Source organism: Chromatium okenii (genome assembly GCF_002958735.1).
GTDB classification, from domain to species: domain Bacteria; phylum Pseudomonadota; class Gammaproteobacteria; order Chromatiales; family Chromatiaceae; genus Chromatium; species Chromatium okenii_A.
The window spans coordinates 736,072-755,000 of the sequence record NZ_PPGH01000037.1 but is presented as its reverse complement, the minus strand read 5'-3'; the positions used below and the strand labels follow the sequence as shown (position 1 = coordinate 755,000).

Genomic DNA, 18,929 nt, shown 5'->3' with positions numbered 1-18,929 from the left:
TCAACCAGTAAGATCACTGCCTGTCGTTGTTCTGCAACTGCTTTGTGCACTGCCGCATCGAAACTCGCTGGAGAATCAACGGGCTCTGCACCAACCATTGAAATCACACAGCCCGGCGCAACCCCCGCCCGCGCCGCTAAACTGCCTGATGCCACCTGCGTGACCAACACTCCCTGACGATCAGGATCAAGCCCTTGTTGATGCGCCAGCACTGGCGTCAATCCAACAACGCTAGTCCCAGCGGCGACTGATGACCACCCGCTGCACCGACATCAGATGCACTCGCGGTTTGCGGATTATCCGGCAACACGCCCACCGTCAACGCCACTTGCCATGGCTTGCCTTGTCGCCACACTTCTAAATTAATTCGCGTTCCCGCTGGCGTTGCAGCTACACGTTTTGGCAAATCTTTTGCATTTTCAATTGGTTGACCGTTAACGCTTAAAATCACATCGCCAGCCCGCAGCCCACTTTTGCTCGCTGGACCATTGGGCATAATTTCTGCGACCAACACGCCACTCGGTTTGCAAACCCATGCCCGTTGCCAATTCCGGCGTAATTGCTTGAATTTGAACCCAGCCACCGCGTTCAACCCGCCCATTTTTGCGCAGCTGCGCCACTACCTGCTTGACTGTTTCGGCCGGAATCGCAAACCCAATGCCGACATTCCCGCCAGTTGGCGAAAAAATCGCCGTGTTGACGCCAATCACTCGCCCAGTCGTGTCAAACAACGGTCCGCCGGAATTCCCGCGATTGATCGCCGCGTCAATTTGGAGATAGTCGTCATAAGGTCCGGCGTGAATATCGCGCCCCGCGCCGAAATAATCCTGCGTTAACCGAACCGCCCAACCCAAACGGATTGCCCACCGCCAGCACCCAATCGCCCACTCGCGCCCGCGTCGAATCGCCTAACTCCACTGACGCCAGCGGTTTACCGGCATCAATTTTGAGCAGCGCCAAATCACTTTTGTCATCAAAACCAACAATGTCTGCCCGATAACTTGAACCATCATTGAGCACCACCGACACTTCGGTTGCGTCCTCAATTACATGATTATTGGTCACAATCAGTCCGCTAGCGTCGATGATGAAACCCGAACCCTGACCTTGCGTTTGATGCGGCGTCACATTTCCACGCTCTTCAAAAAAGCGTCGGAAAAATTCGGGCACGGGCAAATTTTCTGGCATTCCTTGATGACCGCGCCGCTGTAGCGGTTGCCCAGCACCGGCGCTGACCGTCACGTTCACCACTGCCGGAGCAACGCGCTCGGCAACATCCGCAAAACTGGGCAAGGCAGCGGTTGCCGGAACCGACTGCGCCATCGCGCTGCGCACTTCGGTCAACAACGCGCCACTGCCAATGAGCGCCAGCACTACCACAAGCGGTTTAATCTGCTTGGCATTAACACGAAATAATTCAACTGGTTTCATGCGTTACCTCATCAATCGAATTCAGAAAATCGCCGCTGAATGCAGCCACTGCGTCCGAAATCAACCAATCTGCTGGATGACCGAATCGCCAGCATTTAGACCATCTTTCGCGCTTGAGATTTCAGTCTGTCGCTAATTCTGGCGGCAGCGTAAACACAATTTGTTCACGAATGCCGTCTTGTTCTTCAGCGCCGCTGATGCCCCATTCTTCAAGTTTGGCAATGACTTGTGTGACCAAAATCTCCGGTGCGGATGCGCCAGCGGATGCCGATGCGCGGTGAACCGTCAAGCCATGCGCGGCAAATATCATCTGCGCCATCTATAAGGTATGCAGCGCAGCCCTGTCGCTCGGCAATTCCCGCAGCCGATTGGAATTGGAACTATTGGGCGAACCGACGACGAGCAGCAAATCGCAGCTCGCCGCCAGCGTTCTGACTGCATCTTGACGTTTTGCGTGGCGTAGCAGATGTCGCTTTTTTTCGGTCCTTGAATTGTCGGGAATCGCTCGCGCAGCGCCGCAATAATCGCGCTGCTGTCATCAACCGATAACGTGGTTTGCGTGACGTAAGCCAATTGCGCTGTTTCGGGAATCGCCAGCGCAGCGACATCAGCAACATTTTCAACGAGATGAATTGCGCCAGCCGTGCCTTGATATTGACCGAGCGTGCCTTCCACTTCGGGATGTCCGCGATGACCGATCAAAATCACGGTCACGCCATGATTGCAGTGGCGCGTCACTTCCATGTGTACCTTCGTCACCAGCGGACAGGTCGCATCAAATACTCGCAATCCTCGCGTTTCCGCTTCCTGCCGCACCGCTTGCGGAACGCGCCAGCGGGCACTTGCGCCAAATCTTCAATGAAAATCGCGCCCGTTGCCGCAAATTCTCCACCACATAACGGTTGTGCACGACTTCGTGACGGACATAAATCGGCGCTCCGTAACGTTCCAGAACGCGCTCAACGATGGCAATGGCGCGATCGACGCCAGCACAGAAACCACGCGGATTGGCAAGCAAAATAGTCACGGTTGAAAAAGCTCCTGCGTAATAAACAAATAAATCACCGAAATCACGACCACAGCAATTGCAATATAAGGCAATAAAATACAAATCATCGGCAAATCGTTGCAGACTTTGCTGTATTTACAGAGTTTACAGTTTTTCAATTCAAGCCTCCGCAGTTGCTAAAAAATGGTTACGGCGCAACTTATTACAGACGTTCGCACAAATCGCGCACTGAAAATCCACTCCATCTTCCTTTAATGTTTTTATTTAAACCCAGCACCTTAAAACGTTCACCCATTGCGGTTGGCAACAGTAATTGTTTTGCTGCCTGCATCTGTTCGATTGTGATCGTGTCGGCAGTCAATAACGCATCAATTCCGCAGCCGAGTAAAAAATGCGCTTGCGTGGTAAAACCGGCCAATTCAAAACCAGCGGCAATTCCCGCCTCGGCAACGGCAGTAAAATCAACATGCGCAGTCATGTCCTGCAACCCCGGCTGGCGATAAGGATCATCGTAAGTTTGATGACGCTGATGACACAGCAAGGTGCCTTGCGTCCGATCCGCTTGGTAATAACCGGAGCGCGGATAACCGTAATCAATCAATAGCACCACACCGGCATCCATCGCTGCGCCGAGTGCCGCCAGCCATGGCGTTAAACGCAAATTGATTTCTGAAGTGTAGCCGGGCGTTTGCGCAAAACCTGCGGTTTGTATTGCTGCAACCGCTTCGAGCAGTGCGGATGAATGCGGCGGCGCAGTCGTTTCTATCAGCGCACCTGCTTGATCAATCACGACAATTTCATCAATACCGCCATCGTCGCGGACTCGAAACCGTGATACCGGCATCGCATCCAGCACTTCGTTCGCCAGCATCACGCCACGAAACTGCTGCGGCAACGCTGTTAACCATGCGCAGCGCGGCGCTAAATGCGGGATTTCTGCTTGAATGCGCTGGCGCTGGCGCTCCATCAATTCGGGGCTAAGTTCCAGAATCCAATAGTGTTCTGGCAAGCAATCGCGCTGCGCTAATTCCCGCAACACCGCAACTGCGAGTGCGCCGCTGCCTGCGCCGAATTCGAGCACTGCGCCACCGCCGAGTTGCGCCAAAACTTCCGCAGTTTGTGCGGCGACGCATTGACCAAACAGCGGCGACAATTCCGGCGCAGTCACAAAATCGCCGTCTGCGCCAAATTTGTGTGCGCCAGCGACGTAATAACCCAAACCCGGCGCGTATAACGCCAGCTCCATAAACGCATCAAAGGGCAATTGTCCGCCTGCGGCAGCGATTTCCGCGCAAATGTGCGCCTGCAATTGGGCGCTGGTTTGCAGGGCAAAATCGGTTGCTGAGGCAGTTTGAAATGGCGAAATCATGCGTGGCAAGTCGTCTTTTTAATTGCGAATAATTAAGCGGTTAACGAATCCAGTCGATGAGATTCATCAGCGGATCAACGCCAGCTTTGGGCGCAAACACGCGCCCGCGCACACTCTGTCCGGCGTCAATCACCGACTGCGCATCACCAGTTAATAGTGGATGCCAGCGTGGCAGCGGTTTTCCTTCGGCGAGCCGCCGATATGCGCAGGTTTCGGCAGCCATGCCGGTTTTTGCAGCACATCGAGCGTGAGCGTGATGCAATCGGGCATTTGCTGCGCCCGTCCTGCGTAATCAGCGCAGCGGCAAGTATTAAATCAAGCAGCGCACAAGCAATGCGCGAATAAATAATTTGCCCGGTATCTTCGTCTTCAAACTTTTCCAAACAGCATTTAGCGCAGCCATCGCACAGTATTTCCCATTGTGCTGGCGTCAGTGCCGTCAGCGGCGTGGTTTCCCAAAAACGTTCAGACATTACAATTCCAATTTAGTCAATTAAAAAATGGCGTTTATTCATCAAAAAAGCTGGCGCTAGAAAACCTTCTTGATTGAGAATATCGCGCAGGCGTTTGATCGCGTCGATTTGAATTTGTCGCACACGCTCGCGAGTGATGCCCAATTCCAGCGCGACTTTTCAAGCGTTGCATCATTATATCACGCAGCCCAAAACGGCGTTCAATCACCTCACGCTGTTTAGTTGTGAGTTGATTCAGCCAATCTTCTAAATAATTTTGAATTTCGGTATACTGCAGCTGATTTACTGGATAGAAGCAGCATCATCTTCAATTAAATCTAATAAGGACTTATCTGCATCTTTACCAATTGGAATATCTAACGAGCCAATTTGCACATTGAGCGCCAGCCGCTGCGCTACTTCATTAACGGATTTATCAAGCAAATGAGCGATGTCTTCAGGAGTGGGTTCGTGATCAAGATATTGCGCAAGATGTCGTGCCGCCCGCAGATAAACATTAATTTCTTTAGTAATGTGTACCGGAATTCGGACGGTGCGCGATTGATTCATTAATGAGCGTTCAATGGTTTGACGAATCCACCATGTCGCATAAGTTGAAAAGCGAAAACCACGTTCTGGATCAAACTTTTCAACAGCACGAATTAACCCTAAATTGCCTTCTTCAATTAAATCAAGAAAGGATAACCCGTGATTAACGTAATGCCGAGCAATTTTTACCACCAACCGTAAATTACACACAATCATACGAGCACGCGCAGCAAGATTACCACTTTGTGCTTGCCGTGCTATTGGACTTCTTCGGCAGCTGTTAATAATTTAGAAATACCAATATCATTAAGATAAAGCCGCGTTATATCAAGCTGATTGACTTGGGAATAGGTCTCATCATCTACTTCGTATGAATGATTGATTATTGTTATATCTTCATTTTCAAACGTCAGTTCTTCAGATGCAAACGCAGAGAGCGCATTTACATTAAACTGTGCAGACGCTTCATCATCGAGCGTAGGCGCATTTTCAGTGGCGTCTTGATCCTCAATTAGCGTCATCTCGGTACGGAAACAGTAGATTATTTGATTAGTGCAACATTGCCTGAGAAAATAAACCACACATTCAATTTATTTGAGAGGCAATTATGTTTCGTTTGCACCGTATTTTGAGTTATCTTGCGATGATCTGTTGCGTTACTTTTTCGGCATCGGTTTTTGCAGCAGATTCTGCGGAAAATCTGTATCAAACCAATTGTCTACAGTGTCATTCCACTGAAATTTACACTCGCGCAATGCACAGAATCAATGCTTTTGATATGCTTGAACGTCAAGTCAAACGTTGCGAACTGTCGTTAGGATTACAGTGGTTTGATAAAGATATTCATGCAGTTGCAGTTTATCTTAACGAACATTTTTATCACTTTTTACGCTAATGTTGATAACGGTATTCAATACTGCGCAGCGATGATTATGGTGTCAGCAGTTTAATTTGATTATTGGTATCATCAATGGTCATTTGAAACTGCCCTAATACTGCCATTCCCAATAATGCTTGACCACCGAGACGTTGATCGTCAATAAAAGCGACTGGAACATCCGCAAGCCGTTGGGAATCAAGCCACAGTCCAGAAAGATTAGCGGCTTGTGCATTCACGACACCATTGGCAGTTTGCACTGGTCGTTGCCGCAGCGTATTGGGATTTAAACCAAGTTTGGTAATGAGTGAAGTTGGCAGTACGACGTGATCGGCTCCGGTGTCAATCAATAAAGATTGGCGGATTTTTTGATGATTAACGCCTTCCAAAGTGACAGTGACGAGATGAGAAGTGCCTTGGCGCTGGGTCGGCAAAATAATCTCGGTGGCTGACGATGAAGTATTTGGCTGCGAGTGATTAGAATTTTGCGTCACTGCTGGCGGTGGTGCAGAAGCTGTTTTTTCCCCCAGAATTAAAATGCGTTCCACCTTTCGATCTGGTGTTTGCACCAGTACATAATTAAAATTTTCTAATAATATGTGTAGTCGAGAAAGTAATTCATCTCCTTCTACATGTGCTGTTGCATCAGCGGTTTGTTCAATACCAGTCACTTCAAAACCGTGTATTGACATCAACCGCTCTAATTCGGTAGTCACTGCAACCATTGTGGATGGCGCAGCAGCATTGCTGAGGTGATAAGTGAATAATAATGCTGCGATTACCCAATAATACTTTGATTTCATGGCAATCATCCGACGAATTGATATGTTGATAACCGTGCAGGCGAATACAACACATCAGCCGCTTCATTGCGGCTTTTTAATGCGCTGCTTTTTAGGTATGAAAATATAGCGCAGTATCATTTTGAGAATTGCACACTGCATCGGAAAGAATGTTCGAGGAGCATCAATTAAAAAACCGATTTTGGTAAGCGATGCCGAGTTGATAGCTATCAATCATCCGCTACCATTTGTGTTTAAGAGGCAGCGAATGATTGTGAATTAAAATCGCGTTAAACTCTTCGCGCTTCCATCATCCGTTCAATAATTGGTTGCAAAATCACTTCCATTGCAAAACCCATTTTACCACCCGGCACAACCATGCTATTACGACGCGACATGAAAGAATCGTGAATCATCGCCAGTAAATACGGAAAATCAACATGCAGCTTTTCCGGGTTCTTAAAACGAATAATGACAAAACTTTCGTCTGGCGTCGGAATATCCCGTGCAATAAACGGGTTAGAAGTATCAACCGTAGGGACGCGTTGGAAGTTAATGTCGGTTAACGAGAACTGCGGCGTGATATGGCGAATGTAATCGGGCATTCGGCGCATAATTGTATCGACAATCGCTTCAGCAGAATAACCGCGCTCCATGTTGTCGCGTTGAATCTTTTGAATCCACTCCAAATTGACAATAGGAACTACGCCGACACCGAGATCAACATGTTGGGCGACATTGTCTTCTTCAGTCACCACTAATCCATGCAGACCTTCATAAAATAACAGGTCAGTATTCGCAGGCAGCGTTTCCCATGGCGTGAATTCACCGGGCGCAAGGTCAGTGCCAAGACGCGCATTTAATTCTGCTGCTTCATCGCTGCTATGAATGTAATAACGCTTTTGCCCAGTGCCAGTTTCACCGTAGTCTTGAAACAGTTTTGCGAGTGAATCAAAACGATTGGCTTCAGGACCAAAATGGCTGAGATTGTATGATTTTCAGCGGCTTTGGCCATTTCCGCTTTCATTTCAACGCGACCATAGCGATGAAAACTATCGCCTTCGATGACTGCCGCACTGATGCCATCACGATAAAAAATGTGCTCAAAGGCGCGTTTGACAGTGGTCGTACCCGCGCCGGAAGAACCGGTGACGGCAACAATCGGATGTTTTTTTGACATAAATCGGTCTCTCCTCGTTGATTTTCAGTGTGTTTCGCATTCGGTTCAATCCGCAAACCAATGCGAAATGACGCGCTAATGTACCACGAGACCAGACGACGATTGCAGTTGGCGTTCTGTGCGCCTACTGCACGGCGTTTTAGCCGCTGCTCGCACCGCGATCTAAACGGCGATAACCAATTGCTTCGCTGAGATGCGTCACCGTGATCGCCGATGTAGCGTGTAAATCAGCAATCGTCCGCGCAACTTTCAAAATGCGGTGATAAGCGCGAGCAGAAAGCGCCAGCCGCGTTAACGCCTGCTCCATCAACCGCCGTCCTGCGTCATCCAGCACACAATCACGGTCAATTTCGCTCGGACCCAGCACGTTATTGGGTTTATTAGCGCGGTCGCGTTGGCGAGCACGCGCAGCAATCACGCGATCACGCACCATTGCTGTCGTTTCGGTATCGGTCGGGCGAGCGCCAGCCAGCCGCGAACATCGAGCCGAGGCACTTCGATGTGCATGTCGATTCGATCCAGCACGGTCCAGAAATGCGGGCGCGATAACGCCCAATTTGATCGGCAGAGCAATGACAGCGTCCGCTGTTGTCGCCCAAATAACCGCATGGGCACGGATTCATCGCAGCAATCAATTGAAATCGCGCTGGAAATCGCGCTTGGCGGGCAGCGCGAGAAATGTCGATATGACCGGATTCCAGCGGCTCACGCAGCACTTCCAACACTTTGCGGTCGTATTCCGGCAGCTCGTCCAGAAACAGCACGCCTTGATGCGCCAGCGAAATTTCACCGGGACGCGGATTGCTGCCGCCGCCAACCAGTGCTGCGCCGGAAGCAGTGTGGTGCGGAGAACGAAACGGGCGCTCGCGCCAGCGCGAGGGTTCAAACAAATCGCGGTCGCTCACCGAACGAATCGCCGCTGCTTCCAGTGCTTCGTCATCAGTCAGCGGAGGCAGCAAACCGGGTAAACGATTGGCTAACATCGATTTTCCCGTGCCGGGTGGTCCAATCAGCAGCAGGCTGTGCGCACCCGCAGCGGCAATTTCTAATGCGCGTTTCGCGTGTTCCTGACCGCGCACTTCGGCCAATTCGGGATACTGCGGTTGCCCATGATCGGGCGTGACTGGCGCGGTAAAAACCGGCAAGGCGCGAACGCCGCTGAGGTGATCGCAGACTTCGCGCAAATGTGCTGCCGGACGCAGCACCAATCCGTTGACCAATGCTGCTTCAGCGGCGTTGTCATGCGGCAAAATCAATTCTCGCCCAGCGCGATGGGCAGCCAGCGCCACCGGTAACACGCCGTTGACTGGACGCAGTGCACCGGATAACGCAAGTTCACCAATGAATTCATAACGATCTAGCGCGTTAATCGGGATTTGATCCGAAGCACCGAGAATACCCAGCGCAATTGGTAAATCAAATCGTCCACCTTCTTTCGGTAAATCCGCTGGCGCGAGATTGATGGTGACGCGCCCATCGGGAAACCGAAAGCGCCCGTTCAGCAGTGCACCGCGCACCCGATCTTTGCTTTCTTTCACTGCCATTTCTGGCAAACCAACCATGGATAACGACGGCAGTCCGTTGGCTAAATGCACTTCGACGGTGACTGCTGGCGCGTGAATGCCGACGCGGGCGCGGCTGTAAAGGGTACACAGTGCCATGAGATGCGCTGGTGCTCAGTTGGCGGACGATTGATTGACGGCGAGGGCGCGTTCCAACGCATTCACCTGCTTCTCCAGCGCGGAAAGTTTGGTGCGGTTCGTGCCAGCACTGCGGATTGCACATCGAATTCTTCGCGGGTGACTAAATCCATTCGCGCCAGCCCAGATTCCAATGAAGCGCGGAGATTGCGATTCACATCTTCCTGCAACACCTGAAAACCTTCGGTAACGCTGAAGACATCCGTTGCAATAAATCATCGAATTGTTTGGGGTCTAACATTTTGATATTCCTGTATGAATTGTCGCGTGTGCGACCTGAAATCAGAAAGATGATGGCGATTGATTATAAAGAAAGTCGCTCATCACCGCCGTTATCAATCATCGCCCTATCGCAGTGCGGTGCAAAATCAACCGGCGGCATGAGCGGTTTAACTTGGTGCACCACTTACCGACAGCTGTTGCATTTATCGCACAGATGTTTTGTTTTTGCCGCGATCACTGACTGGCATGTAATATGCTGTTGACTTTATGTCAACGCGGCTAACCGGTTTTATCTAGGCTCCGGTTGGTTCTCGTTTTATACCCCGTGCTGCCTAGATTGAATTGAGGAATACACGAATGAAAGTAACACCTTTTCGCGCCGCGTTGACGATTGGCGTATTCGCAGCTGGCGCATCGCAAATCACTTTTGCCGAAGACGGTGGTCCACACACCATCACTGCTAATTTTGGCGCAGTGAGCAATTACATTTGGCGCGGGCTAACCCAGACCGATAATCAATCCGCAGTGCAGGGTGGAATTGATTACAACCATTCCAGTGGTCTCTATGCGAAAACATGGGTTTCCAATGTTGATTTCGGTGCTGGAGATCAAACCAATTATGAATTTGATGTCGCAGCAGGCTTTGGTAATTCAATCAATGATGATCTGAGCTACGACATCAACTTGACTTACATTAGTTATCCCGATGTCGATGATATTGATTTCGCCGAACTCGGTGGCAGTGTCACTTTCAAATGGATCACTGCTGGAATGAATTATACCGTCTACGGGCAGGTCGATAATTCTTCTGCTTATGATGTCGGTGACATCTATTACCACGCTGCACTTGATTTCGAGTTGCTCTATAACTTGGGATTAAATCTACATGTTGGCTATTACGATTTTGATGCTCCCAATGTGACAGACTATACCAATTGGGGCATTTCTATTAGTCGCTCCGCTGGTGACTTTGGTACGGTCAGTTTGAATTACGATCAACTCGACAGTGATACCGAAGGCGCTTACGACGAAGATCCAAAAATCTGGATCGGTTGGAATAAAACGTTCTAATCCGACGTTTTATCACGACTTCAACCCTTAACTGGGGTATTCATACCCCAGTTTTTTTACTGGAGAATGTTAGGATGAAATTGGTTGCAGCCGTCATTAAACCTTTCAAGCTCGATGATGTGCGCGAGGCACTCGGTGATATTGGCGTATCGGGAATTACGGTGATTGAAGTTAAAGGCTTTGGTCGCCAGAAAGGCCATACCGAACTGTATCGTGGCGCTGAATACGTTGTTGATTTCTTGCCAAAAATTAAGGTCGAAATTGCGGTTGATGATGAGATGGTAGATAAGGTCATCGAAGCAATTAGCAATGCTGCGCATACCGGAAAAATTGGCGACGGCAAAATTTTTGTATTTGAACTCAGCCAAGTCATGCGTATTCGTACCGGCGAGACTGGTTCTGATGCACTGTAACTACGATTTAGGAGAAAATCGGATGATAAAACATGATAACTGGCTGAATGCTGCGGCATTGACTGGTGTATTAACATTAATACCGACAATTGCATTTGCGCAGGAAGAAACGCCGGTGTTAAATAGCGGTGATACCGCGTGGATGCTGACTGCGACGGCATTGGTTTTGTTTATGACCATTCCGGGGCTGGCGCTGTTTTACGGCGGCATGGTTCGAGCAAAAAACGTGCTGTCGATTTTAATGCAGTGTTTTGCGATTACGGCGCTAATCACGGTATTGTGGGTGCTTTACGGTTACAGTGTCGCCTTCTCGACTGCGGGAATGGAACAGGGTGTGATTAACCTTAATTCATTCATTGGTGGTTTCGATAAGATGTTATTGGCTGGTGTGACCCGCGAGAGTTTAACTTTAGCCATTCCTGAAACGGTCTTTGCAACCTTTCAAATGACGTTTGCGATTATCACGCCAGCGTTAATTGTTGGTGCCTTTGCGGAGCGCATGAAGTTTTCGGCATTATTAGTATTTATGGCGATTTGGTTCACGCTGGTTTATTTGCCCATTGCACACATGGTTTGGGGCGGTAACGGCGCATTAATGTGGGATTGGGGCGTAATTGATTTTGCTGGCGGAACCGTGGTGCATATTAACGCCGGAATTGCGGGTTTAGTTGCCGCATTAGTATTGGGAAAACGCAAAGGTTTTCCGACAACCGCCATGCCGCCACATAATTTAAGCTATACCGTAATTGGCGCATCAATGTTATGGGTAGGTTGGTTTGGATTTAATGCAGGCAGCGCAGTTGCTGCAAATGAAAGTGCGGGCATGGCAATGTTAGTCACGCATTCGCAACGGCAATGGCGGCTGGCGTGGATGTTTGCGGAATGGTTAAGTCACGGAAAAGCGAGTGTATTGGGTATTGCTTCTGGCGCGGTCGCTGGTTTAGTTGCAATTACGCCAGCATCGGGCACTGCTGGGCCATTGGGCGCATTAGCGATTGGCGCTGCTTCGGGCATCATTTGTTTTCTCGCTTCAACGAAACTCAAACGCAAACTTGGTTATGACGACGCATTAGATGTATTCGGTGTTCATGCGGTTGGCGGTATCATCGGTGCGTTATTAACCGGCGTATTCGCTGCTGCAAGTTTGGGTGGCGCAGGTTTAGTGGAAGGAATGACAATTCCCGGTCAACTGTGGATTCAAACGAAAGCCGTTCTGGTCACGCTGATTTATACGGCAATTCTGAGTTATATCATTCTTAAATTGATTGATTTAACGATGGGCTTGCGTGTGAATGAAGAGCAGGAAACCGAAGGGCTTGATCTTTCGCAGCACGATGAGCGCGGTTATATTCTTTAAGAATGTAATGTTCGCTTAACAAAAAACCCGTCTTTTGGCGGGTTTTTTTATGCAATCATACTGGTGTCGCAGTCACAGTGAATTGAATTGAAACTGTCAATCCAAACGATGCTGACAACACTAGAATGCGGTGGCGAGTGTTGCAGACAAGCATCAACGTTAAAACGATGCAGCTCTATTGCGCTGGACACTATCCAATCTTCATTGATCTGTTTATGATGTTTCGTAGATGTCAATAATAATTGGAGTTTGAAATGAAACGAGTTTTTGCAAAAAGTATCGTGATGCTGACGACCGTTGCTGTGGTGCTTTCCGGCTGCGCTACGACGGGGACTTCTGGCGGCAGCGGCATGTCCGATACCGGACAAGGTGCGGTGATGGGTACGGTCATCGGTGCGGCAGCCGGGGCGCTCATTGGTTCTAAAAGTGCCAATGCTGGACGCGGCGCGTTGATTGGGGCGATTGGTGGCGCATTGGCTGGCACTGCGGTTGGCGCGTATATGGAAAAGCAACGGCAGGATTTTGAAAAGGTGCTCGCCGATGAAATTGCCAGTGGCATGATTCGCGTGCAGAAATTGCCGAATGATGAATTGCTAGTGGGAATGACCGGCGAAACTACGTTTGAAGTAGATTCGGATCGCATTAAACCCGGCTTTTACAGCACGATGGATAAAATTGCTGCCATCGTGAATAAATACGGCAAAACTGCGCTGGCAATTGCCGGTCATACCGATAGCACCGGCTCGGCAACCTAACCAAACGCTATCGGAACGCCGCGCTGGTTCGGTTGAGCAGTATTTGAGCCGCGCTGGTGTAGCATCCGGTCGTCTCACCTCCGCCGGATTCGGTAAAGATCAACCCATTGCCAGCAATGCCAGCGAATCTGGACGGCGACTCAATCGTCGCGTGGACATCACCATCGTGCCGATTACTGATGCTAATCAAGGCTAACGTTGCCGAACGACTGCGGTCGTGAGCGCATCGGCGAGCCGTGCCAGTTGTAGCCACGGATCGCCGGGTGCTCGTCCTTTGATCGCCAAATCAATCTGTAAACACTGTTGCAGCATTCGTTGCAGATAGCCGGGCGACAGTTTTTGCAACGCTTTCACAATTCCCTCCTGACGCGGACGCGGAACCCGATGCGTCGTTAACACGGTTTCCAATGACCCACGCCGCGCCAGCACTCCCGCTGCTTCTGCCAACATCCGCAACTCCCGCGCCAGCACCCATAACACCAGCACTTCAGAGGTGCCTTCATCACGCAGCCCAAACACGATGCGCTGCACTCGCGCCCGTTCGCCCGCCAACGCCGCAGTGGTCAATGCGTACACATCAAAGCGGGCGCTATCGGCTAAATTGCCTAGCAAATCATCGAGTTTCAGCGCACCGGGGCGGTGCAGCAGCCGCAATTTTTCGATTTCCTGCACTGCCGCCAGCAGATTGCCTTCAGCGCGTTCTGCCAGCAGCGCGCCACGCCCGGCTCGGGTTGAAATCCCGCAGTTTCCAGCCGCTGATTGACCCAAGGCTCCAGCTCCTTTTCCTTCAATGGCCACACTTGCACCACTGCGCCGAGCGCATCACGCTTGACCCACTGCGCTTGCAAATCCTTCCATTCCAATCCCGGTGCGAGGATTAACAACAGGTTATCGGCGCAGGGTTGCGTGCAATACGCCCGCAGCGCCGCGCTGCCATCTTTACCGAGTTTCCCATTATTGATGCGCAATTCAATCAATTTGCGGGTTGCAAACAGCGACATCGCCTCGGCGGATGCAGCCAGCAAATTCCAGTCAAAATGAGTTTCAACATCAAGCACTTCGCGTTCAGTAAAACCTTCACGCTGCGCCCGTTTACGCACCAACCGCGCTGCCTCGCCGAGTTGATACGGCTCATCGCCGCACAGCAGATAAACCGGCGCGAGATTGCGATTGAGTTGGCTATTCAATTGGTTAAAACGCAGTTGCATGAGTTAAATCAACACGGCGCGTAAGCGCATTAGAATACGGTCAGCAGTATCAGTTGCAAAGTCTTGATAAATCAGCTCTTCTTCTAGTTTTTTACCAAGCACTTCAACCTCTGGATTATCAAAATTACGGGTTAAATCTAGTGTTTGTGGCGGCACTTTCTGCGTTCCATCTGGCGCAATAGCATCGAAATGCACCACCGAATGCAATTCAAACGCCAGCGTTTTGCCATTGGCATCCACTGCGGCAACCCGTGATGAGCGCATTTCCGACAAAATCCGCAACGTTAATTTCGCCGCAGCAGGAGTAGTTGTGAGATGAATGGCGCTGCCGGTTAATAAATCTTCAATTGCCCGTCGTACTGGTGAACCGACTGGCGCTTGAATAAATAACGGATTAAGTGACACCGGAATTTCAATTCGCCCGCGCAAATGAAAACCGCAGCCGGTGAATAGTGCAAACGTGAATAAGATGAGAAATCCTTGCCCCCAATTTTTCAAAGGGGAGAGAAAAAAGCCCCCCTTTAGCAAAGGAGGGTTGGGGGGATTTATCAATAGCCAATTATTCATCACGCAACGACATTAACCAATTTGCCCGGCACGACAATCACCTTGCGCACCGGGTTATTGCCAATGAATTTTTGCACCACTTCACAAGCCAGCACTGCTGCTTCAATGTGCTCGCGTTCGGCATTCACCGCCATGCGTATACTGCCGCGCATCTTGCCATTGACCTGAATCACATAATCAATGCTGTCTTGTTTCAATGCAGCATCATCTACTTGCAGCAATGGCGCATTCAAAATATCCACACCAAAATTCAATTCACGCCACAAATAATGCGTGACATGTGGCGCAATGGGAGCCAATAAACGCAGCACCATTCCAATGCCTTCGCGCAACAATGCTGCTCGCAGTGGTGATGCTTCCAATTTATACAACACATTCACCATCGTCATGCAGCCCGAAACCACCGTGTTAAATTGCTGGCGCTCATAATCAAACAACGCCTTTTTTAATGCCGTGTGCAATTCGCGGCGAGCGTTTTGTTCTGCATCGCTTAATGCAGAAAGATTCAATGTTGAATCTGCCGCTTGAATTGCTTCGGCTTCATTCATTGCCAGCGCCCACAATCGTTTGATAAAACGAAATGCGCCCTCAACACCTTCGTCATTCCATTCTAATGATTGATCCGGTGGCGAAGTGAACATCGTATACAATCGCACCGTATCTGCGCCATAACGTTCAGTGAGATATTGCGGATCAACGCCATTGTTTTTTGATTTCGACATCTTTTCGATGCCACCAAAATGAACTGGTTGACTATCAGCAGCGAGCACTGCGCGAATTAATCGCCCTTTTTCATCGCGTTCCACCATCACTTCTGCCGGATTAAACCACTGTTTGCGTCCATCGCTATCTTCGCGGAACCAAGTTTCCGCAACGACCATGCCCTGCGTGAGTAATTTTTGAAATGGTTCATCGCAATGCACCAAACCTTCATCACGCATCAATTTATGAAAAAACCGCGCATATAATAGATGCAAAACTGCATGTTCAATCCCGCCAACATATTGATCAACCGGCAACCAATAATTCGCCCGTTCATCCAGCATTGCCGTATTACAATCAGATGAACAATAGCGGGCATAATACCAACTGGATTCAAAAAACGTATCAAACGTATCGGTTTCGCGGGTTGCGCCATTGGGTAATTCAAAGAATGCGGGCATTCGTTTTAATGGCGATCCTGCGCCGTCAACAATTACATCTTCAGGCAATTGCACTGGTAATTCGGTTTCCGCTCGTACTTCGCCATTTGCATCGCGCACCATTGGAATTGGACAACCCCAATAACGTTGACGCGATACGCCCCAATCACGCAAACGAAAATTAACGGTTTTTTGTCCACGTCCATGTTCAGTTAACCAATTCGCAATCGCATCAAAAGCCTGCGCCGAAGTAAGACCATCAAATGGTGCGGAATTAAATAACACCCCTTTTTCAGTAAACGCAGCAGTTTCAATTCCGCACGGACTGCCATCAATAGAATGAATCACTGCTTGTTTCGGAATTCCGTAGCGTTCAGCAAATTCCCAATCGCGTTGATCGTGCGCAGGTACGGCCATCACTGCGCCCGTGCCGTAACCCATCAACACAAAATTGGCAGCAAAAATAGGCACTTGTGCGCCAGTAATTGGATGAATCGCGTCGAGACCGAGCGGATGACCGCGCTTTTCCATCGTCTCGATTTCCGCCTCCGAGGTGCCGCCTTGCCGACAACTTTCCACAAATGCGGTAATCGCGGGATTGTTCGCCGCTGCTCGCTGCGCCAGCGGATGTTCGGCAGCCACGGCAACGTAGGTCACGCCCATCAGCGTATCGGGGCGCGTGGTGTAAATTCCCAATGTTTCCGTAGTGTTAGCGATGCTAAAATCCATGTGCACACCTTCGGAGCGCCCAATCCAATTGCGCTGCATGATGCGCACCCGCTCCGGCCAACCGTCGAGTCCGTCGAGTGCGTCGAGCAATTCCTGAGCATAATCAGTGATCCTCACCGACCATTGCACGATTTCACGCTTTTCCACCAACGCGCCGGAGCGCCAGCCACGTCCATCAATGACTTGTTCATTCGCTAAAACCGTTTGATCAATTGGATCCCAATTGACAATTGCTTTGGCGCGATAGGCTAATCCCTTCTCAATTAACCGCGTAAATAACCATTGTTCCCAGCGGTAATAATCAGGATCGCAAGTGGCTAATTCACGCTCCCAATCATAACCAAAACCGAGTGATTTAAGTTGATTTTTCATATACGCAATGTTGGCGCGTGTCCATTGCGATGGCGGAATACCATGTGCAATAGCGGCGTTTTCTGCTGGCAGCCCAAACGCATCCCAACCCATTGGTTGTAAAACATTTTTACCGAGCATTCGCTGATAACGTGCAATGACATCGCCAATGGTATAATTGCGCACATGTCCCATGTGCAACCGCCCAGATGGATACGGAAACATGGCTAAACAATAAAACTTTTCGCGGGCTGGGTCTTCAATAGCTTTGAATGACTGTTGCTCTTCCCAATAGGTTTGGGCAGCGGCTTCGATGGTGCGTGGATCGTAATCGGTCAGCATGAGAATGGTCTGAATTGAAAGACGGAAGTGATAATGAATTGCGTCAACAAGGATGCCGTCGTTACCCTGCGCAATTGTTAAAGAGCATACAGTTTAGAGTTCAATAACATCTGCGATGATTTTATAAAAGTATTCAAGCCAATGTTCGCCGTTTGGAAAATCCATTGATAAAGGACGTTGTCCAGCAGTATCACGAATACACCGAAAAACCGGCAATTCATCAATTTGCAACGTCACTTCAAAACTTAAAAACCCGTTGGGCATGGCTATTTTTAATCCATAGGGTGCGGTTTCTGGACCCAATTTAGCAACCAATAAGCCAGCAACACGATCATCACGCTGGTCGAAATCACTTGGCCAAATTTGCCGCAAAACAGCGACCCGCACGAATTCACGTTCTACATCGGTAAATGCTCGCAATAACGGTGCGGCAAATTTAGCACGTAAGGCAATGTTGCGTTGTTCTTTTGATTCAGAATCCTGAATACTCATCACGCTTTCTTGTGCCAGTTCGCGCAATTTTTTAATTGTCTGATTCATTGTGCTAAAACCCTCAATAGTGAAAATAATGTTGAATTGAAAGGTTTAGTTAATCGCGAGCATTTAACTCAAACATGGGTTTACCCGTTGGATCAGCATCATGTAATGCTGGATTTAAATAACGTGTATTCAGCGTTGGCTCAACATTCAGTGATAGCAGTGACAAATCAAGATATTTTTTGAGTAAACGCCGCGCTTGTTTCGGATTTTTAACTTCGCGCAAAGTTTGCACCTGCGTTAATGCGGTTTGGGTGGGTGCTGTACCGCCTTGACGCTGATAGTTACTAATAACTGCCTCGGTATAATTCAATGTTTCCCGATAAGTGACTTGGCTATTGGTGCGATCAACAACACCTTCGCCAGCGTTATAAGCCATAATAGCTCGTCCGTAATCGTTTTTATATTTGTTTAATAGGCGTTTCAAATGGCGTGTTCCAGTGCGAAGATTAGTCAATGGATCAAATAGTTTATCGACTGATGACACGCCATAATCATTGGCAGTTGGGGGCATTAACTGCATCAATCCAACTGCACCTGCCGGAGATACTGCGTGTGCATTAAAATTGGATTCAGCAGTAATCACTGCGCGAATAAGTGCTTCTTCTACGCCGTAATGATTCGCCACTGCGGGAATCATTGCCATGATTTGAGCACGGCTGGGACGCGGACAATTCGGTGGCGTGGGTAATGCCGGTTTAATTGGTGGCGGAATTGCTTCAGTAGGCGGCGCAGATTCCGCAGGATCAGGCGTTGTCATTGCCACGAGAGGCGCATCAGGTGCGCTCCAGCCCAGCGCCGGAATAATTAAAAATACCAGAATTAACCAAGAATACGAGTGCAAATGAACCATTGCAGGTTATAAACCTCTAAAGCTGGGCGGAAA

At 49.4% G+C, this 18,929-nt stretch carries 22 protein-coding genes and 5 pseudogenes (1 of these 27 running past the window's edge); 6 read left to right on the top strand and 21 right to left on the bottom strand.

Annotated elements, in window-relative coordinates; genetic code table 11:
• From CXB77_RS22340 to CXB77_RS24765, 11 genes and pseudogenes are all read right to left on the bottom strand, one after another.
• Positions 1-212, bottom strand: the 5' portion of a protein-coding gene (locus tag CXB77_RS22340; RefSeq protein WP_242445763.1) for a PDZ domain-containing protein. Its footprint begins 40 nt before the window's first position; 212 of the gene's 252 nt are visible here — the first part of the coding sequence; it begins with the start codon at positions 210-212; its stop codon lies off the left edge, out of view.
• Positions 213-217: 5 nt separating this feature from the next.
• The gene (locus CXB77_RS22335; RefSeq protein ID WP_242445762.1) at positions 218-601 is read right to left on the bottom strand and encodes a PDZ domain-containing protein; all 384 of its coding nucleotides are present in this window, start codon (positions 599-601) and stop codon (positions 218-220) included.
• Between the two features lie 79 nt (positions 602-680).
• Positions 681-854: pseudogene (locus CXB77_RS23265) on the bottom strand (trypsin-like peptidase domain-containing protein); the annotation flags it as partial.
• Positions 784-1,431 carry a trypsin-like peptidase domain-containing protein gene (locus CXB77_RS22325; protein ID WP_242445761.1) on the bottom strand — a complete coding sequence of 216 codons (648 nt, stop codon included), beginning with the start codon at positions 1,429-1,431 and terminating at the stop codon, positions 784-786. The gene CXB77_RS22325 and the pseudogene CXB77_RS23265, both read right to left, overlap by 71 nt.
• Positions 1,432-1,552: 121 nt before the next feature.
• Positions 1,553-2,458 (bottom strand): annotated as a pseudogene (gene ispH, locus CXB77_RS15450) (4-hydroxy-3-methylbut-2-enyl diphosphate reductase).
• On the bottom strand, positions 2,455-2,598 hold the full coding sequence (locus CXB77_RS19900; RefSeq protein WP_172452699.1) for a hypothetical protein: 144 nt from the start codon (positions 2,596-2,598) through the stop codon (positions 2,455-2,457). Before CXB77_RS19900 ends, ispH begins: the two are co-directional and overlap by 4 nt.
• 44 nt (positions 2,599-2,642) lie before the next feature.
• Positions 2,643-3,809 carry a class I SAM-dependent methyltransferase gene (locus CXB77_RS15445; RefSeq protein WP_105074565.1) on the bottom strand — a complete coding sequence of 389 codons (1,167 nt, stop codon included), beginning with the start codon at positions 3,807-3,809 and terminating at the stop codon, positions 2,643-2,645.
• Positions 3,810-3,849: 40 nt separating this feature from the next.
• Positions 3,850-4,282 (bottom strand): annotated as a pseudogene (locus CXB77_RS15440) (YcgN family cysteine cluster protein).
• Positions 4,283-4,294: 12 nt separating this feature from the next.
• Positions 4,295-4,426 carry a sigma factor-like helix-turn-helix DNA-binding protein gene (locus CXB77_RS24775; RefSeq protein WP_431520743.1) on the bottom strand — a complete coding sequence of 44 codons (132 nt, stop codon included), beginning with the start codon at positions 4,424-4,426 and terminating at the stop codon, positions 4,295-4,297.
• 138 nt (positions 4,427-4,564) lie between these two features.
• The gene (locus tag CXB77_RS24770; protein ID WP_431520742.1) at positions 4,565-5,020 is read right to left on the bottom strand and encodes a sigma-70 family RNA polymerase sigma factor; all 456 of its coding nucleotides are present in this window, start codon (positions 5,018-5,020) and stop codon (positions 4,565-4,567) included.
• A 47-nt stretch (positions 5,021-5,067) separates the two neighbouring features.
• Entirely contained in the window at positions 5,068-5,331 is a 264-nt protein-coding gene (locus CXB77_RS24765; protein WP_431520741.1) for a sigma-70 factor domain-containing protein, read from the bottom strand.
• 233 nt (positions 5,332-5,564) lie between these two features.
• On the opposite strand from CXB77_RS24765, the gene CXB77_RS22320 reads away from it, so the two are divergent.
• On the top strand, positions 5,565-5,705 hold the full coding sequence (locus CXB77_RS22320) for a hypothetical protein (protein ID WP_242445760.1): 141 nt from the start codon (positions 5,565-5,567) through the stop codon (positions 5,703-5,705).
• A gap of 35 nt (positions 5,706-5,740) precedes the next feature.
• On the opposite strand, the gene CXB77_RS15425 is transcribed toward CXB77_RS22320, so the two are convergent.
• The 4 genes and pseudogenes from CXB77_RS15425 to CXB77_RS24060 form a co-directional block, all read right to left on the bottom strand.
• Complete coding sequence (locus CXB77_RS15425; RefSeq protein WP_105074784.1) at positions 5,741-6,490, bottom strand: retropepsin-like aspartic protease family protein; 750 nt, start codon at positions 6,488-6,490, stop codon at positions 5,741-5,743.
• A 269-nt stretch (positions 6,491-6,759) separates the two neighbouring features.
• A pseudogene (locus tag CXB77_RS15420) lies at positions 6,760-7,649 on the bottom strand (phosphoribulokinase).
• A 139-nt stretch (positions 7,650-7,788) separates the two neighbouring features.
• Positions 7,789-9,310 (bottom strand): annotated as a pseudogene (locus CXB77_RS15415) (YifB family Mg chelatase-like AAA ATPase).
• 62 nt (positions 9,311-9,372) lie between these two features.
• Positions 9,373-9,522, bottom strand: a complete 150-nt coding sequence (locus CXB77_RS24060; protein ID WP_347338157.1) for an accessory factor UbiK family protein — start codon at positions 9,520-9,522, stop codon at positions 9,373-9,375.
• Positions 9,523-9,928: 406 nt separating this feature from the next.
• Between CXB77_RS24060 and CXB77_RS15400 the strand changes: the two genes are divergently transcribed.
• From CXB77_RS15400 to CXB77_RS24055, 5 genes are all read left to right on the top strand, one after another.
• The gene (locus CXB77_RS15400; RefSeq protein ID WP_105074562.1) at positions 9,929-10,642 is read left to right on the top strand and encodes a TorF family putative porin; all 714 of its coding nucleotides are present in this window, start codon (positions 9,929-9,931) and stop codon (positions 10,640-10,642) included.
• Positions 10,643-10,716: 74 nt separating this feature from the next.
• On the top strand, positions 10,717-11,055 hold the full coding sequence (gene glnK / locus CXB77_RS15395) for a P-II family nitrogen regulator (RefSeq protein WP_105074561.1): 339 nt from the start codon (positions 10,717-10,719) through the stop codon (positions 11,053-11,055).
• A gap of 22 nt (positions 11,056-11,077) precedes the next feature.
• Positions 11,078-12,412 (top strand): ammonium transporter, encoded by a 1,335-nt coding sequence (locus tag CXB77_RS15390; RefSeq protein WP_105074560.1) that lies wholly within the window; start codon positions 11,078-11,080, stop codon positions 12,410-12,412.
• Between the two features lie 254 nt (positions 12,413-12,666).
• Positions 12,667-13,167: a glycine zipper domain-containing protein gene (locus CXB77_RS15385; protein WP_347338156.1), complete on the top strand. Its 501-nt coding sequence runs from the start codon at positions 12,667-12,669 to the stop codon at positions 13,165-13,167.
• On the top strand, positions 13,130-13,363 hold the full coding sequence (locus CXB77_RS24055; protein ID WP_347338155.1) for an OmpA family protein: 234 nt from the start codon (positions 13,130-13,132) through the stop codon (positions 13,361-13,363). Before CXB77_RS15385 ends, CXB77_RS24055 begins: the two co-directional genes overlap by 38 nt.
• Here CXB77_RS24055 and holA (CXB77_RS23260) read toward each other — a convergent pair.
• The 6 genes from holA (CXB77_RS23260) to CXB77_RS15360 all read right to left on the bottom strand — a co-directional run bounded on the left by holA (CXB77_RS23260) (position 13,360) and on the right by CXB77_RS15360 (position 18,896).
• The gene (gene holA / locus CXB77_RS23260) at positions 13,360-13,839 is read right to left on the bottom strand and encodes a DNA polymerase III subunit delta (protein WP_277949415.1); all 480 of its coding nucleotides are present in this window, start codon (positions 13,837-13,839) and stop codon (positions 13,360-13,362) included. The genes CXB77_RS24055 and holA (CXB77_RS23260) overlap by 4 nt on opposite strands.
• Entirely contained in the window at positions 13,791-14,375 is a 585-nt protein-coding gene (holA, locus tag CXB77_RS23255; protein WP_277949414.1) for a DNA polymerase III subunit delta, read from the bottom strand. Before holA (CXB77_RS23255) ends, holA (CXB77_RS23260) begins: the two co-directional genes overlap by 49 nt.
• Positions 14,376-14,378: 3 nt before the next feature.
• Positions 14,379-14,942: an LPS assembly lipoprotein LptE gene (gene lptE, locus CXB77_RS15375; RefSeq protein WP_105074559.1), complete on the bottom strand. Its 564-nt coding sequence runs from the start codon at positions 14,940-14,942 to the stop codon at positions 14,379-14,381.
• Positions 14,942-17,506, bottom strand: coding sequence for a leucine--tRNA ligase (leuS, locus tag CXB77_RS15370; protein ID WP_105074558.1), 2,565 nt, complete (start codon positions 17,504-17,506; stop codon positions 14,942-14,944). The genes lptE and leuS overlap by 1 nt, the downstream gene beginning before the upstream one ends.
• A 93-nt stretch (positions 17,507-17,599) precedes the next feature.
• Positions 17,600-18,046 (bottom strand): hypothetical protein, encoded by a 447-nt coding sequence (locus CXB77_RS15365; protein ID WP_105074557.1) that lies wholly within the window; start codon positions 18,044-18,046, stop codon positions 17,600-17,602.
• 49 nt (positions 18,047-18,095) lie between these two features.
• On the bottom strand, positions 18,096-18,896 hold the full coding sequence (locus CXB77_RS15360; protein ID WP_105074556.1) for a lytic transglycosylase domain-containing protein: 801 nt from the start codon (positions 18,894-18,896) through the stop codon (positions 18,096-18,098).
• Positions 18,897-18,929: the final 33 nt, after the last annotated feature.